Source organism: Pseudoalteromonas sp. P1-25 (genome assembly GCF_001401805.1).
GTDB lineage: Bacteria > Pseudomonadota > Gammaproteobacteria > Enterobacterales > Alteromonadaceae > Pseudoalteromonas.
In genome coordinates, this window is the sequence record NZ_LKDW01000003.1 from 168,229 (window position 1) to 182,823 (window position 14,595).

Annotated in this window: 18 protein-coding genes; 15 read left to right on the plus strand and 3 right to left on the minus strand. The window is 41.2% G+C overall.

The window, feature by feature from the left end; all coding sequences use genetic code 11:
* Window positions 1–95: 95 nt before the first annotated feature.
* The 3 genes from AN393_RS03890 to AN393_RS03900 all read left to right on the plus strand — a co-directional run bounded on the left by AN393_RS03890 (window position 96) and on the right by AN393_RS03900 (window position 1,776).
* Window positions 96–425: an HI1450 family dsDNA-mimic protein gene (locus AN393_RS03890; RefSeq protein ID WP_055015370.1), complete on the plus strand. Its 330-nt coding sequence runs from the start codon at window positions 96–98 to the stop codon at window positions 423–425.
* Between the two features lie 66 nt (window positions 426–491).
* Window positions 492–1,271 (plus strand): DUF481 domain-containing protein, encoded by a 780-nt coding sequence (locus AN393_RS03895; protein ID WP_146258063.1) that lies wholly within the window; start codon window positions 492–494, stop codon window positions 1,269–1,271.
* Between the two features lie 16 nt (window positions 1,272–1,287).
* On the plus strand, window positions 1,288–1,776 hold the full coding sequence (locus AN393_RS03900; protein WP_055015369.1) for a hypothetical protein: 489 nt from the start codon (window positions 1,288–1,290) through the stop codon (window positions 1,774–1,776).
* A gap of 41 nt (window positions 1,777–1,817) precedes the next feature.
* Here the strand turns inward: AN393_RS03900 and AN393_RS03905 are convergent, their stop codons facing one another.
* Together AN393_RS03905 and AN393_RS03910 are read right to left on the minus strand one after the other, a co-directional pair.
* Window positions 1,818–2,303, minus strand: a complete 486-nt coding sequence (locus AN393_RS03905) for a peptidylprolyl isomerase (RefSeq protein WP_004586217.1) — start codon at window positions 2,301–2,303, stop codon at window positions 1,818–1,820.
* A gap of 12 nt (window positions 2,304–2,315) precedes the next feature.
* Window positions 2,316–3,227 carry a folate-binding protein YgfZ gene (locus AN393_RS03910; RefSeq protein WP_055015368.1) on the minus strand — a complete coding sequence of 304 codons (912 nt, stop codon included), beginning with the start codon at window positions 3,225–3,227 and terminating at the stop codon, window positions 2,316–2,318.
* A gap of 161 nt (window positions 3,228–3,388) precedes the next feature.
* On the opposite strand from AN393_RS03910, the gene AN393_RS03915 reads away from it, so the two are divergent.
* Together AN393_RS03915 and AN393_RS03920 are read left to right on the plus strand one after the other, a co-directional pair.
* Window positions 3,389–3,640 carry a succinate dehydrogenase assembly factor 2 gene (locus tag AN393_RS03915; protein ID WP_004586219.1) on the plus strand — a complete coding sequence of 84 codons (252 nt, stop codon included), beginning with the start codon at window positions 3,389–3,391 and terminating at the stop codon, window positions 3,638–3,640.
* A 40-nt stretch (window positions 3,641–3,680) separates the two neighbouring features.
* A complete protein-coding gene (locus AN393_RS03920) occupies window positions 3,681–4,052 on the plus strand; it encodes a protein YgfX (RefSeq protein ID WP_327077724.1) in 372 nt (123 codons plus the stop codon).
* Here the strand turns inward: AN393_RS03920 and nadB are convergent.
* On the minus strand, window positions 4,027–5,637 hold the full coding sequence (gene nadB / locus AN393_RS03925; protein WP_055015367.1) for an L-aspartate oxidase: 1,611 nt from the start codon (window positions 5,635–5,637) through the stop codon (window positions 4,027–4,029). The genes AN393_RS03920 and nadB overlap by 26 nt on opposite strands.
* Before the next feature lie 245 nt (window positions 5,638–5,882).
* Between nadB and rpoE the strand changes: the two genes are divergently transcribed.
* From rpoE to pdxJ, 10 genes are all read left to right on the plus strand, one after another.
* Entirely contained in the window at window positions 5,883–6,464 is a 582-nt protein-coding gene (gene rpoE / locus AN393_RS03930) for an RNA polymerase sigma factor RpoE (RefSeq protein WP_004586222.1), read from the plus strand.
* Window position 6,465: 1 nt separating this feature from the next.
* A complete protein-coding gene (locus AN393_RS03935; RefSeq protein WP_055017375.1) occupies window positions 6,466–7,092 on the plus strand; it encodes a sigma-E factor negative regulatory protein in 627 nt (208 codons plus the stop codon).
* Window positions 7,093–7,096: 4 nt separating this feature from the next.
* A complete protein-coding gene (locus AN393_RS03940; RefSeq protein WP_055017376.1) occupies window positions 7,097–8,047 on the plus strand; it encodes a MucB/RseB C-terminal domain-containing protein in 951 nt (316 codons plus the stop codon).
* Between the two features lie 19 nt (window positions 8,048–8,066).
* Complete coding sequence (locus tag AN393_RS03945) at window positions 8,067–8,516, plus strand: SoxR reducing system RseC family protein (protein ID WP_055017377.1); 450 nt, start codon at window positions 8,067–8,069, stop codon at window positions 8,514–8,516.
* Between the two features lie 189 nt (window positions 8,517–8,705).
* Window positions 8,706–10,493, plus strand: coding sequence for a translation elongation factor 4 (lepA, locus tag AN393_RS03950; protein WP_055017378.1), 1,788 nt, complete (start codon window positions 8,706–8,708; stop codon window positions 10,491–10,493).
* A gap of 16 nt (window positions 10,494–10,509) precedes the next feature.
* The gene (gene lepB, locus AN393_RS03955) at window positions 10,510–11,445 is read left to right on the plus strand and encodes a signal peptidase I (protein WP_004586227.1); all 936 of its coding nucleotides are present in this window, start codon (window positions 10,510–10,512) and stop codon (window positions 11,443–11,445) included.
* Window positions 11,446–11,447: 2 nt separating this feature from the next.
* A complete protein-coding gene (gene rnc / locus AN393_RS03960; RefSeq protein WP_055017379.1) occupies window positions 11,448–12,125 on the plus strand; it encodes a ribonuclease III in 678 nt (225 codons plus the stop codon).
* Window positions 12,115–13,047: a GTPase Era gene (era, locus tag AN393_RS03965; protein ID WP_055017380.1), complete on the plus strand. Its 933-nt coding sequence runs from the start codon at window positions 12,115–12,117 to the stop codon at window positions 13,045–13,047. Before rnc ends, era begins: the two co-directional genes overlap by 11 nt.
* Before the next feature lie 20 nt (window positions 13,048–13,067).
* Window positions 13,068–13,760: a DNA repair protein RecO gene (gene recO, locus AN393_RS03970; RefSeq protein ID WP_055017381.1), complete on the plus strand. Its 693-nt coding sequence runs from the start codon at window positions 13,068–13,070 to the stop codon at window positions 13,758–13,760.
* 21 nt (window positions 13,761–13,781) lie between these two features.
* Window positions 13,782–14,513, plus strand: a complete 732-nt coding sequence (gene pdxJ / locus AN393_RS03975) for a pyridoxine 5'-phosphate synthase (protein WP_055017382.1) — start codon at window positions 13,782–13,784, stop codon at window positions 14,511–14,513.
* Window positions 14,514–14,595: the final 82 nt, after the last annotated feature.

Consider the following 14,595-nt stretch of genomic DNA (forward strand, 5'->3'; position numbering starts at 1 on the left):
GTAACAAAAAAGTCATTATTTTTTGGTGTTTTTTCTCAAATCACAGATGAGTTTTGGTATTATGTGTGCACTTAAAATGCATTGAGGTTTTACCCATGTCAGGCCCACGTTTATACAGCGAAGAAGAAGTTACCCATCAAGCGTACGATATTTTTTTAGAGCTGGCGCCAAATAATCTTAGCGAGCAAGATGTTGAAGACTTTAACGAATACCGAGAAGAACTTGGGTTTATTGAAGAGGGCGAACCTGATGCGCAATGGCAAGACTTTGTAGCACTTGAAATAGAGCCGGAGTTATTTGTACAGGTGTTAGTGGGGTTAGAGTTTGAAAACGAAGATGTGTTGTTTGCAAAAATTTTAATTAGCCGTGATAAAGACGCGCCGTTTTGTCATATTTTGTGGAAAGAAACAGAGCACGCTGAGTAAGCAGTTTTGTTTGTATGTGCCAGAGAGTTTACCGTGCATAAGTATTTACTATTCGTGTTTTTAATAATGTGCAGCCGTTGTTGGGCTGTTGACCCATTTGAAGACTTTCATGAATATGGACAACTCTCTGATGAAGAAATTCACGAGCTGCATAAAGGCGAAATGCTTTATGGCGATACTGAATTTGGCTTGATTTTAAGTAAAGGTAATACTAACTCCACTAGTTTTAAATTTAGAGGAAATTTATACCAAGACTTCGAAAACTGGCGCAATCAGTTTAAATTAGACACTTTATATAAACGCGATGAAAATGACGACACAGGGCAAACAGACGTAACAGCAGATCGTATTTTTGTCTCAGCCCAGGGTAACTACAAGGTGGGGGTTAAAAATTCTTCATTTTTTATTTACGGTGACTACGAAGAAGATAAATTTAGCGGTCTAGAATACAAAAGTACAGTCGCTACTGGTTATGGTGCCAGAGTATATCAAGGTGTAAAAAATAAAGTAGATATTGATATTGGCCCCGGTCTATATCGCTCAGTGGCTGATGATGAGTCAGAAGTAAGTGAAGAAGATGAAAACAAAACCGGTTATTTAGTACGTATTGCAATGCAGTGGGAACGTTTGGTATCAAAGCGTACGCGCTTTAATCAAGATGTGAGTATTGAACAGTCTTTATCGGGGTTAAATTCACGTTTGAAGTCAGAAACCGCTTTGATTAGTCAAGTCATAGGCGCGGTATCGTTAAAGTTTGCCTACATGTATCGTTATAACTCAAAACCTGAAGACGATAATCTTAAATACGACTCAGAATTAAGCGCCACGTTGGTGTACAGTTTTTAATAATAAAGAGAGCGTTATGTATCAGCATAAACAATATGCGGTGTTTATATTTTTTGTTTTAGCATGGATAGGCGGCTTTGTAGCCTTAGCCTGGAACTTAATGGGGGCAGATGCGCCATTAATGGTATTTGCCGGTGTACTCGTTTTAGTTGGCTTTTTGTTTCATGGTTTAACTGTAAAAGTTGACGAGCAAACAATTAGTTGGGCTTTTGGTCCTGGCGTTGCGGGGCAACGATTAGCGCTTGCAGACATAGTAGAGGCTAAAGCGGTGCAAAACTCCTACCGCCACGGTATTGGTATTCGTATTACACATGATGGGTGGGTGTATTCTGTATCAGGCTTTAGTGCAGTGCAGCTAACCTTAAAAGACGGTACTAATTACCGAGTAGGAACAAACGATCAGCAAGGCTTATTACGTGCGCTTGAGGGTAAAATAACACCTAATGAAACGCCTTTAGAGCAACCGGCGCCAATAAAAACCGCGACCTACAACAATATGTTATAAAAAAAAGCGCCTTAGGCGCTTTTTTATCAACGGCACTATGATTAGTGATCGTGACCACAACCGCCTTCACCGTGCACGTGGCCGTGCGCAAGCTCTTCTTCAGTTGCTTCGCGCACCTCTAAAATTTCTACATCAAAATTAAGAGTAATACCCGAAAGCGGGTGGTTGCCATCAACTATAACGTCTTCATCTTGAATCTCGATAATCATTACAGATTGATCACCATCATCAGTTGACGCTCTAAATTGCATACCTACTTCAATCTCCATGCCATCAAACATTGACTTAGGCACCGCTTGCATTAGGTTATCGTGACGTTCGCCGTAACCTTCTTCAGGTTCTACTTTTACATTTAATGTATCACCGGCTTGCTTGCCTTGGAGTGCATTTTCAAGCCCTGGGATTAAGTAGCCTGTGCCAATAATAAAAACCAGTGGCTCGCCATCAAAAGAGTTATCAATGGTATTGCCATCGTTATCCAGTACTGAATAATGCATTTTTACTACTGTGTTTGGTGCAACGATCATAGTCATTCCTATTTATTCATCTTCAAGAGAGTAAGGTAGAGGCAGAATGCTTAGCTCTACCTGAGGGGTGTGCTTTGCACGAAGTACGTGTGTACTTGGTGTATCGTTTGGCAGCACAACAAGGCCAAATAAGGTTTGGCTATTTTCGTTATAGCTTTGGGCAATTAGTTTACCAGCGCGGCGCCAGTTCTCGCCCACTTGGGTTTCAAGCTCTGGCTCTTCAAGTAGGCCATCACTTTTACCTGTAACAATATACATAGCGCGTTTGTTTTTACCTAGGTACTTCATACGGGCAACGGTTTCTTGGCCGGTGTAACAGCCTTTTTTAAAACTAATGCCGTTAATCGCCTGAAGATTCACCATTTGTGGTACGTATTCGCCAATGGCGTCACTATTTAGCTGTGGCTCGCCCGCTTTTATAGCGGCCTCTTGCCATAGCGCGCAGTTATCTAAAGTAGACACATCATCTGGCATACTAAATTGGCTATCAACCATTAATAAAACGCGATTTGGCGCTAATTTTAGTGCTTTACCGCTTGGAAAGTCACAGGCTGTTTGCTCGTCAGAAAAACGAATATCGAGCTTTTCAAGCACTGGGGCTAAATCGTCACTGATCAACCCAATTAGTCTATTCGTAGAGATATCTATATCTACTTTGGCAAACACAGCGTATTTTTTTAGCTCGATAAGCGATTGCTCTACCTCAGGCTGTGAGCCTGCTAGGTAATAACTATCTTGATGGGAAAATAATTTAAACACACCCCACAGCTTGCCTTTGGCACTGCAGTGGCCAGCCCATAAATAATTGCTGTTAGATAGTTTATTGAGATCTTGAGTAATTTGTCCGTGAAGATAAGACAATTTATCCGCACCGGTTAGGCTAATAAGCTGGTGAGATAACGGACATGCATAAACGCTCGACATAAAAACCTTCTGTGCAATACAAATGAGTAGACATAATAACGCAGTTATAACCAAGGGTACAGCAACGAAGCTGGGCAGTTTTTATTATTTGGCCAATGATTAATAGCTGCTAATTATGCAGGTATTTGTTAAACTCAGGGCAATTAAGTATGAGGTTTAAAATGACTGAAATTCATAGTAAAGCACGTATACGCTGGGCTTGTCGCCGCGGCATGTTAGAGTTAGATGTTTTGTTTATGCCATTTGTCGAGCAGGCATATGATTCATTAAATGCACAGCAACAGGCTGTATTTCAGCGTTTGCTAACCCAAGAAGACCCTGATTTGTTTGCATGGTTTATGGGCCATGAAGAATGTAAAGATGCTGAGCTTAATACTATGGTATCGCTAATTTTAGACCGAGTACGTGTATAGGTTTACAGTAGTAAATAACAAAGCAGAACATCGGCCTGTGGTGCTGTTTTTCTGCTTATTGAGTGTTGTAATAGGGCTTTACTTGAGCTCTTTTTTTAGCATTGTTGTCTGTTTAACTCTAAATGCAATTGCACTTTGCTGGGTATGGCAAAAAATACTCGCAATTCACCCAGATAGTGGCGTTATTATTTTAGAGCATAAACAAATACGCTTTGAAAACGAAAACGTAAAGATTCAAGGGCAAATCACCCCAAAAACTATCATATTAAATACCAGTGTATGGCTACATATTAAAGGCTTTAATAAACGTCAGTGGTTAATTATCTCAGCCAATAGTGTGAACAATCAAAGCTACGCGCGGTTAAAGCGCGCAGCTTTGATTGCTATTAATGGCGAGGAGGAGTCAAAATAGTAGGTGTTGGGTTTTCATTTTGCTCAGGGTAGTCAATTGTATAGTGTAAGCCTCGACTTTCTTTACGTTGCATTGCGCTTCTAATAATAAGTTCGGCTACTTGCACTAAATTACGAAGCTCCAATAAGTTATTACTGACTCTAAAGTTTGCGTAATAATCATGTATCTCTTGCTGCAATAATTCAACACGATGTAGTGCTCGCTCTAGGCGTTTAGTTGAGCGCACAATACCTACGTAATCCCACATAAATAATCGCAGCTCGTGCCAATTATGGGTAATAACAATTTCTTCATCAGAATTACTGACTCGGCTTTCATCCCAGCTTGGAAGTGCAAGAGGTTCAGGCGCCTTATCGAGCTTACTTAAAATATCTTTCGCAGCAGCATGGGCAAATACAATGCACTCTAATAGTGAATTGCTCGCCATACGGTTTGCACCGTGCAAACCCGTGTAGGCAACTTCGCCTACAGCGTATAAGTTATCTAAATCAGTTTTACCGTTAAAGTCACTCATTACACCGCCACAGGTGTAATGCGCAGCAGGTACAACCGGAATAGCCTCTTTGGTTATATCCAGCCCTACACTTAAACATTTTGCGTAAATAGTCGGGAAGTGCTCAATGATAAAGTCTTTATCTTTGTGGCTAATATCTAGGTACACACAATTTGCACCTAAACGTTTCATTTCAAAGTCGATAGCCCGAGCCACTATGTCGCGCGGAGCAAGCTCTTCTCTATCATCAAAGTCTTTCATAAAGCGGGTGCCGTCGGGGCGCTTTAAATACGCACCTTCGCCACGCATGGCTTCGGTAATTAAAAAGTTTTGCAGTTCAGGGTGATAAAGGCTGGTGGGATGAAATTGATTAAATTCCATATTGGCTACTCTACAACCTGCACGCCATGCCATGGCAATACCGTCACCGCTAGATACATCAGGGTTTGAAGTGTATAAATACACCTTGCTTGCTCCCCCTGTAGCGAGCGCTACAAACTTAGCGGAGATAGTTTCTACTTTTTTTGCTTTTTTATTCCACACGTACATGCCATGAATATGCGAACCTGGTTTACCTAAGCTTTTATCACTAATCAAATCGATGGCATTATATTGCTCGAGTAGGGTAATGTTTTTATGCGCTTTAACTTGGCTAATCAACGTGGTTTGTACAGCCTTACCAGTGGCATCGGCTGCATGTAAAATACGACGATGGCTGTGTCCGCCTTCGCGGGTTAAATGGAAGCGCTCTTTTCCTTTACTATCAAACTCCATATCAAAAGGAACGCCTTGCTCAATGAGCCATTGTAGACACTGGTGCGCATTACTTGCTGTATAATGCACCGCTTCTCGGTCACATAAACCGCCGCCGGCATCGAGAGTGTCTTCAACATGCGATTCTATGCTGTCGTTTTTTTTATCAAATACTGCGGCAATCCCGCCTTGTGCATACAGTGTCGAGCCTTCGGTGAGGGCCCCTTTACTGATCACAGTAACATTACAATAGTTAGCTAAAGACAATGCAAGCGATAAGCCGGCCGCGCCGCTACCGATAATAGCGACATCAGCAATATGATGTTTATTTTGGTTCATGTCAGAGGTACTTTGCGGTTACAATGCTCAAATTAGAGCAATATTTGTTTTTAATAATGTAGTTGTATCATATTTGTCATATTACTATGTAGTGATTTTAATGGCTTAGCGGCGTTATTTAAGACTATTTTATAAAAAAAGAATATTAAGCAGAACTTTTTATTCATAAAGAGGTCAGAGTATTTGTGAACAATGGCGACACTATGAATAACCAGCAAGAATCAAACAGAGGAGTACCGGCTCGAATGAGCGAGCAGGAATTAGATTTAGCGCTTGTAAAAAGGGTCCAGCAAGGAGATAAAAACGCCTTCAACCTATTAGTAAAGAAGTATCAGAACAAAATTGCAGGGTTGATTTCACGTTATGTGTCTAACCAAGGCGATATTGCAGATGTAGCACAAGAGGCATTTATTAAGGCCTACCGTGCACTTCCAAACTTTAGAGGTGATAGTGCCTTTTATACGTGGTTATACCGTATTGCCGTTAATTGTGCTAAAAATTATTTAGTAGCTCAGGGCCGTAAACCGCCAGCAAACGATATAGACGCTGAAGATGCCGAGTTTTATGACGGCGCGGATTCGATGCGTTCTAACGCATCGCCTGAGAACTTACTGTTAAGCGACGAAGTACGCGCTGTTATTTTTAATACGATTGATAGTTTGCCTGAAGACCTTAAAACCGCGATTACCCTAAGAGAAATCGAAGGGATGAGCTATGAAGAAATAGCCGTGGTAATGGATTGCCCTGTTGGGACAGTACGTTCGCGTATTTTTAGAGCCCGAGAAGCAATAGATAATAAATTAAACCCATTAATAGGCGAGTCTTAGTATGACAAAAGCACACGTTAACAAGTTGGATAGCGAAACGTTATCAGCATTACTTGACGGCGAACAACACCTTGCAGAGGGTAAAATTTCTGATGAAGATGTTGCTACGTTTGGTCGATATGCGCTAATTGGTGATGCGATGCGTGCTCAAAAAAATAACAACGACATACACATCGATATAAGCGAAAACATAGCTTTAGCACTTGAAAGTGAGCCTGTGTATGCCGATTTCACTCAATCAACAGTAAAGAACGCTCCAGATACCGAGCAAAGTGAAGCGCAGCAAGATAATAAAGTTGTGGCGTTTAACTGGCGCAGGCCGGTGGCACAACTTGCTATTGCTGCAAGCGTAGCTATGTTTGCCATTGTTGGCGTAAATACCTTACCACAAGGGGCGGGCGAGCAAGAAAGCGAAATTCCGCTGTTACAAACTACCCCGTTAACTGGTATGGCATCACCGGTGAGCTATTCATCAGAACCTGCTCTTGAAAATGCTGAGCAAGGTTTACGCGAATTACAGCAACAACGCATTGGCGCGTTAGTTTTAGAGCATCAACGTCAAGCACGTGTTGCACACTCTTTGCAAACAGCGCAAAATAGCGACAAAGCGCAAGAGGAAAAAAACTAATTAAATGAAAGTAATTACTTTTGTTCTGTCGTTAGTAGTAAGCTTTACTGTTTTTGCTAACGACACAAACCCCGCCAAAGATTTACTACTTAACATGGCAAACGCTGTGCATACCCGTAATTTTGACGCTTCCTTTGTGGTGGTAAAGGGTAAAGCAATGGAACCCTACCGCTGGGTTCATGCAAAGCAAGGTGAAACAGAGCTTGAGCATTTAAGTTTACTTAATGGCGCGGGCTTAGAAATGGTTAGAATTAACGACCAAGTTACCTACTTTGAACCGCAATCTCAGCCATACTCTATCAATACAGATTCTATTGCAGGGCCAATACCGGAAGTACTATTTAAAGATATTGAAGCGCTAAGTGCCCAATACGATTTTGTACTAGGCGGCAAAGGGCGTATTGCAGGGCGAGCTGCGCAACTAGTGAGAATAGAATCAAAAGATGAACACAAATATAACTATTGGATTTGGCTTGATACTGAGTCGTCACTGTTGTTAAAAGCCGCTTATGTTAACCACCAAGGCGAAGCCCTAGAGCAGCTGCAGTTAACCCATATTAGTGTAACAGAGCAGCCGGCTCCGATGATTTTAGAAGTCCTAAATCGTAATTTCCCAACGCCGTTACCTGGTAATGCATTGGAAGGTGAAAAAAGCAGTGCCACAAACTGGCACATTGGCTGGTTGCCTAGTGGTTTTAAATTACTAAAATCAGATCGTCATAAGCTTGATTTAAACAACGAGCTTACCGATTATTATTTATATTCAGATGGGTTTGTTGAAATATCTGTTTTTGTACAGCGCCCCTTACCGGGTCGTCGCTTAAGTGGATCATTAACATCTGGCGCAACGACAATTTATGTGCATAATGGCGGAAACTTTGATGTATCTGTTGTTGGTAATGTGCCAAGCCAAACCGCCAAAGCAATTGCAGAGTCGGTGACTCGCGCATTATAAACAATTCGTAAGGGTTGTTATGATTGAACAAACACTTACAGTGGTAGCCCTAGAAGGCTCCACTGCTCACTTAGAAGCCCAGCAAAAAAAGGCCTGCGAAGGGTGTAATGGACGCTGTGGCTCACAAGTTTTTGCCAAACTTTTTGGTAGTGATAAAAAAACCTTTCCATATCAATTTGATACCCCTGTTGAAGTAGGCCAAAAAGTCACGCTCTCATTAGATGATTCGCATTTAGTAAAACATGCCTTTGCTGTATATATGCTGCCTTTATTCTTAGGCTTAGCGTTGGCATTTGTTAGTGCCGAATTACTACTTTTAGCGCAGGGATGGCAAATTTTATTCGCCGCTTTGGGTGGAGTATGTGGTTATTTTTTAGCTAAAAGCAAAGTGAAAACATTAAGACACGATGTAAAAGTGATAAAAATTCATCCAATTAGCCTTCCTTTAACGCAAATAGATGGTGATTAAGGCCAATTAAATGTAAAATTGCCGTTTTATACCAGAGTAACTTGGAAATACAGGGTAAAAAGGCAATTAATAATTTGGTTATACAATGCGTATTTAGCCATTTATATTGCACTTTTGCTCAATAAGTATTTTCAAGTCACTCAGGTGTTCGTACTTAGCCTATTAAAATAGAAGTTTAGAATCCAGTTTATGAAGCATATCCGTAATTTTTCGATCATCGCCCATATCGACCATGGTAAATCGACCCTTTCAGATCGTTTGATCCAGGTTTGTGGTGGCTTAACAGACCGCGAAATGCAAAAGCAAGTGTTAGATTCAATGGACATCGAGCGTGAGCGTGGTATTACCATTAAGGCGCAAAGCGTAACACTTAACTACACTGCTAACGATGGCGAAACCTATCAACTTAACTTTATCGATACACCAGGGCACGTTGACTTTACTTACGAAGTTTCTCGCTCGTTAGCGGCATGTGAAGGTGCGCTTTTAGTAGTAGATGCCGGACAAGGTGTTGAAGCTCAAACGCTGGCAAACTGCTACACCGCCATTGAAATGGATTTAGAAGTAATCCCTGTATTAAATAAAATAGATTTACCACAAGCCGATCCACTTCGAGTAGCGGAAGAAATTGAAGATATTATTGGTATAGATGCCCTAGATGCCGTGCAATGTAGTGCAAAAACCGGTGTGGGTATTGCAGAAGTACTTGAAATGATTGTTAAAGACATCCCGCCACCGGTAGGTGAGAAAGATGAACCTTTACAAGCGCTTATTATTGACTCATGGTTTGACCCATACCAAGGTGTTGTATCACTAGTACGTATTAAGCATGGTGAACTACGTGCTGGCGACAAAATAAAAATAATGTCAAACGAGCAAGTTCATATAGCTGATCACGTGGGGATCTTTACCCCTAAACAAACCAACACAGGTATTTTACGTACTGGCGAAGTAGGGTTTGTTATTGCTGGTATTAAAGAAATACACGGTGCTCCAGTCGGGGATACCATCACACATCAAAAAAATGCGGCACCAGAGCGTTTACCAGGCTTTCAAAAAATTAAGCCGCAGGTCTATGCTGGCATGTTCCCAATCGCCTCAGATGATTACGAGTCGTTTCGTGATGCACTAAATAAACTAAGCTTAAATGATGCATCGTTGTTTTTTGAACCAGAAAACTCAACCGCACTTGGTTTTGGTTTCCGTTGTGGCTTTTTAGGTATGCTACACATGGAAATTATTCAAGAACGTCTAGAGCGTGAATACGATATTGATTTAATTACCACCGCGCCTACTGTAATCTACGAAGTAGTTACTAAAGAAGGTACGCGTCAAATCGACAACCCGTCTGACTTACCGGCGGTTAATGATATTGTAGAAATACGTGAGCCGGTAGTAGAAGCTAATATACTTGTGCCTCAAGAGTTTTTAGGTAGCGTAATAACGCTGTGTATCGAAAAGCGTGGTGTTCAAACTAAAATGAGTTATCACGGCAAGCAGGTCGCTGTAACTTATGAGCTACCTATGGCTGAAGTGGTTATGGACTTTTTTGATAAATTAAAGTCAACCAGTCGTGGTTTTGCATCGCTTGATTACAACTTTAAGCACTTTCAAACATCAGACATGGTGCGTGTTGATATACTTATTAATGGCGAACGCGTTGATGCACTCGCTATTATTGTACACAGAGATAGTGCTCAATCGCGTGGTCGTCAGCTTGCTGATGCGCTTAAAGAGCTTATTCCGCGTCAAATGTTTGATATTGCGATTCAAGCTGCAATAGGACAACATGTTATTGCGCGTACCACGGTTAAGCAATTACGTAAAAATGTAATCGCTAAGTGTTACGGTGGTGACGTGAGCCGTAAGAAAAAGCTATTGCAAAAGCAAAAAGATGGTAAAAAACGAATGAAGCAATTGGGTAACGTAGAAGTACCGCAAGAAGCGTTTCTAGCTATTTTGAAAGTTGGTAAATAAAAACAAAGGATTATAGATGGCTGGTTATTTCTCAGTTTTATTGGTGTTATTAACATTAGGCTCAGGTTTAATATGGTTAATTGACCACCTAATGTATGCGCCAAAAAGGCAAGAGCGATTAGCGCTTGCCCAAACATCTGCCGGTGGCCAGCTTGATGAAGAAACAGCGGCGTTAATTGCACCTGAGCCGGCTATTACAGAAACTGCAAAATCGATTTTTCCGATGATTGCAGCTATTACTATTTTTAGGTCGTTTATTTTTGAGCCTTTTCAAATACCATCAGGTTCAATGATGCCAACCCTATTAGTGGGCGACTTTATTTTAGTGCAAAAGTACTCATACGGGATTAAAGACCCGGTATGGCGAAGCCAGCTTGTAGATGTAGGCGAGCCTGAACGTGGCGATATTGTTGTTTTTAAATACCCATTAGATGAGCGAGTAGATTATATAAAACGTGCTATTGGTTTACCGGGCGATAAAATTGTTTATCGTGATAAACGTTTGTATATTCAACCTAATTGTAAAGAAGGTGAGACCCAGCAAGGTGACCTACTTTGCAATGAGTTTAATAAAATTGATTTTAAATTAATTAACGATAATGAGTTTAAACAAGGCCAAATGTCGCTTGCGCGTGTAAATGAAGATTTAACGACACTCAAGCATGACATTTTAATCAACCCACGCGCACCTGAACGTAAAGGGCGTTACTATCAGCAACCAGGTACTCCTTCTGATGAATGGACCGTACCCGCTGATCATTATTTTATGATGGGTGATAACCGCGACAACAGCCAAGATAGTCGCTTTTGGGGCTTTGTACCAAAAGAAAACTTGGTGGGTAAAGCTGTCTTTATATGGATGAGTTTTGAATTTGAAAATGGCCCAGATGATGTTTTACCAGGATGGGTTCCAACTGGTGTTCGTTTTGAACGCCTAGGTAATATTCAGTAACAATGAAAAAAAATGTAACAGAATTATATAAACGAATTGGCTACGAATTTGCTGATCAAGGTTTACTTGAGCAAGCAATGACACACCGCAGTCATAAAGGTCAACATAACGAACGTTTAGAGTTTTTAGGCGATTCAATTTTGAGCTTTGTTATTGCCAATGCTTTGTACGACAAATTTCCAAAAGCGCGTGAAGGTGATTTAAGCCGTATGCGCTCTACGCTTGTGCGTGGCCAAACATTGGCTGAATTTGGTCTCGAGTTCGGTTTAGGCGATTATTTACGCTTAGGCCCCGGCGAGCTTAAAAGCGGTGGTTTTCGTCGTGAATCAACCTTGGCTGATGCCGTAGAAGCTATTATTGGTGCTGTATTTTTAGACTCAAATATAGAGCGTTGTGGCGAGCTGATTTTAGCGTGGTACGAATCTCGACTTGATGCTATTTCACCAGGGCTTAATCAAAAAGATCCTAAGACCCTGCTGCAAGAGTACCTACAAGCCCGTAAGTTATCTTTACCAGGCTATACTGTTGTTGATACTAAAGGTCAAGCGCACAATCAAACGTTCACGGTTGAATGTATAGTTGAAGGTATGGATAGCATTATTTCTGTTGGTAGCTCGCGCCGTAAAGCCGAACAAAAAGCTGCCGAAAAAGCATTGAAGATACTAAAAAATGAATCTTGATACCTTAATACAGCCTCATGAAGGTGACATTGATACGTTTTGTGGCATGGTTGCCATTGTTGGCCGCCCTAATGTAGGTAAATCAACATTGCTTAATGAAATCATTGAGCAAAAAGTAAGTATAACCTCGCGCAAGCCACAAACAACGCGCCATCGTATTATGGGGATTCATACTGAAGGGCAGCATCAAGCTGTTTATATTGATACGCCGGGCTTACACGTTGAAGAAAAGCGCGCTATTAACCGCTTAATGAACCGTGCTGCTTCGAGCTCAATTGGTGATGTAGAGCTAATTATTTTTGTTGTTGAGGGCACTCACTGGAATGCCGATGACGAAATGGTGCTTAATAAAGTATCGCAAAGTGGTAAGCCTGTTTTACTTGTTATTAATAAAATAGACCAAGTTAAAGACCGCGACTTAGTATTACCGCATATGAAAATGCTTGGCGATAAATTTGATTTTGTGGGCATTATGCCGGTGTCGGCAACGCAAGGTAAAAACGTTGACTTAATTAAAGCCGAAGTGACTAAACGCTTACCGCCGTGTGAGTTTTACTTTCCTGATGACTATGTCACTGACCGCTCAATGCGCTTTATGGCAGCAGAAGTGATTCGCGAAAAGCTCATGCGCTTTATGGGTGAAGAGCTGCCGTATTCTGTTACTGTAGAAATTGAGCAGTTTAAATGGCAAGACAACGGTGTGTGGCATATCAACGGGTTAATTCTTGTTGAGCGTGAAACCCAAAAACGAATGGTTATAGGTAACAAAGGCGAAAAGCTTAAAGTGATAGGCCGTGAAGCCCGTAAAGATCTTGAAGAAATGCTCGATAACAAAGTATTTTTAGAGCTTTGGGTTAAAGTTAAATCGGGTTGGGCCGATGATGAACGTGCCTTAAGAAGCTTAGGTTATGGCGAAGATTAACCTGCATTTAACCAACTAATATGAATAGCGACTTTTACACAGCGTACCTATTACATCGGCGTCCTTATAGCGACTCCCAAGTAATGCTCGATATGCTGGTAGAAGGCGTCGGCCAACTTAGAATGCTGGCGCGAATTAGTGGTCGCCAGGCCACTAAACACAAAGCACAATTACAGCCTTTTCAGGCACTGCTTGTTCACTACAGCGGCAAGTACGATTTAAAATACATTAATAAATTTGAGCTGCATGGCAATCCTTTATATTTAACCAAGGATAAGCTTTACTGTGGCTTTTATTTAAATGAGCTGACTAACCGCATTGTGCCGGTAAACGAGCCACTTGAACACGTGTTCGAGCTTTACAAAACTCACCTAGAGAACTTAAATAGCGATGTTGATTTACAGTCAGTGCTGCGCTCATACGAGTTTCAGCTATTAGAGCTTTTAGGTTATGGTGTTGACTTTAGCTTTGATGCCAGTGGTGAGCCAATTGATGAAAAGCAAACGTATAGTTATTTCCCTGAGCTGGGTTTTTTGGTGCAACAAGATACGCGCTCTGGGTTTAGCGGTTCGCAGCTTAAAGCGATTGCCAATCATGACTTTAGTCAAAGCGATGTACTTTATATGGCAAAACAATTAAGTCGTTATTTACTAAAACCTTTACTGGGTAATAAACCATTAAAAAGCCGTGAATTATTTATGGCCTCTCAATAAACATATTTTACAGGTAATAAAATGAAAGACATTCTTTTAGGTGTAAACGTTGATCATATTGCAACGCTTCGCCAAGCGCGTGGTACATCATACCCAGACCCAGCACATGCGGCCAGTGTGGCAGAGCACGCCGGTGCCGATGGTATTACTATTCACTTGCGTGAAGACCGCCGCCATATTCAAGACCGTGATGTATACGTAATGGCTAAAACGATTCAAACACGTATGAATCTTGAAACCGCAGTTACCGATGAGATGATTAACATTGCGCTTGAAGTAAAGCCTGAATATGTATGTTTAGTGCCTGAAAAACGTGAAGAGCTAACGACCGAAGGCGGCTTAGATGTGGCCGCTAACGTAGATAAAATTAAAGCAGCCACTAAAACATTGACTAATGCGGGTATTAAAGTGTCATTATTTATTGATGCTGATAAAGCACAGTTAGATGCTGCTAAAGCGTGTGGCGCACCGTATGTAGAAATTCACACCGGCGCCTATGCAGATGCCACTAATGATGAAGAGTTACATAAAGAGCTTGAGCACATACGAGAGGGTGTAAAATACGCAGCGAGCTTAGGCTTAATTGTAAATGCAGGCCATGGTCTTCATTATCATAACGTAAAGCCGATTGCTGCAATGCCTGAAATTTATGAGCTTAACATTGGTCACGCTATTATTGCGCGTGCAGCTATTGATGGCCTTGAAAAAGCAGTACGCGACATGAAACGCCTAATGATAGAGGCAAGGTTATAAATTTAACCCTATGGTGACAGCATTTACTAGCAATACTTAACTAAGTAAAGCCGTAATATTAAAACCTATTAAAAGCGCATTT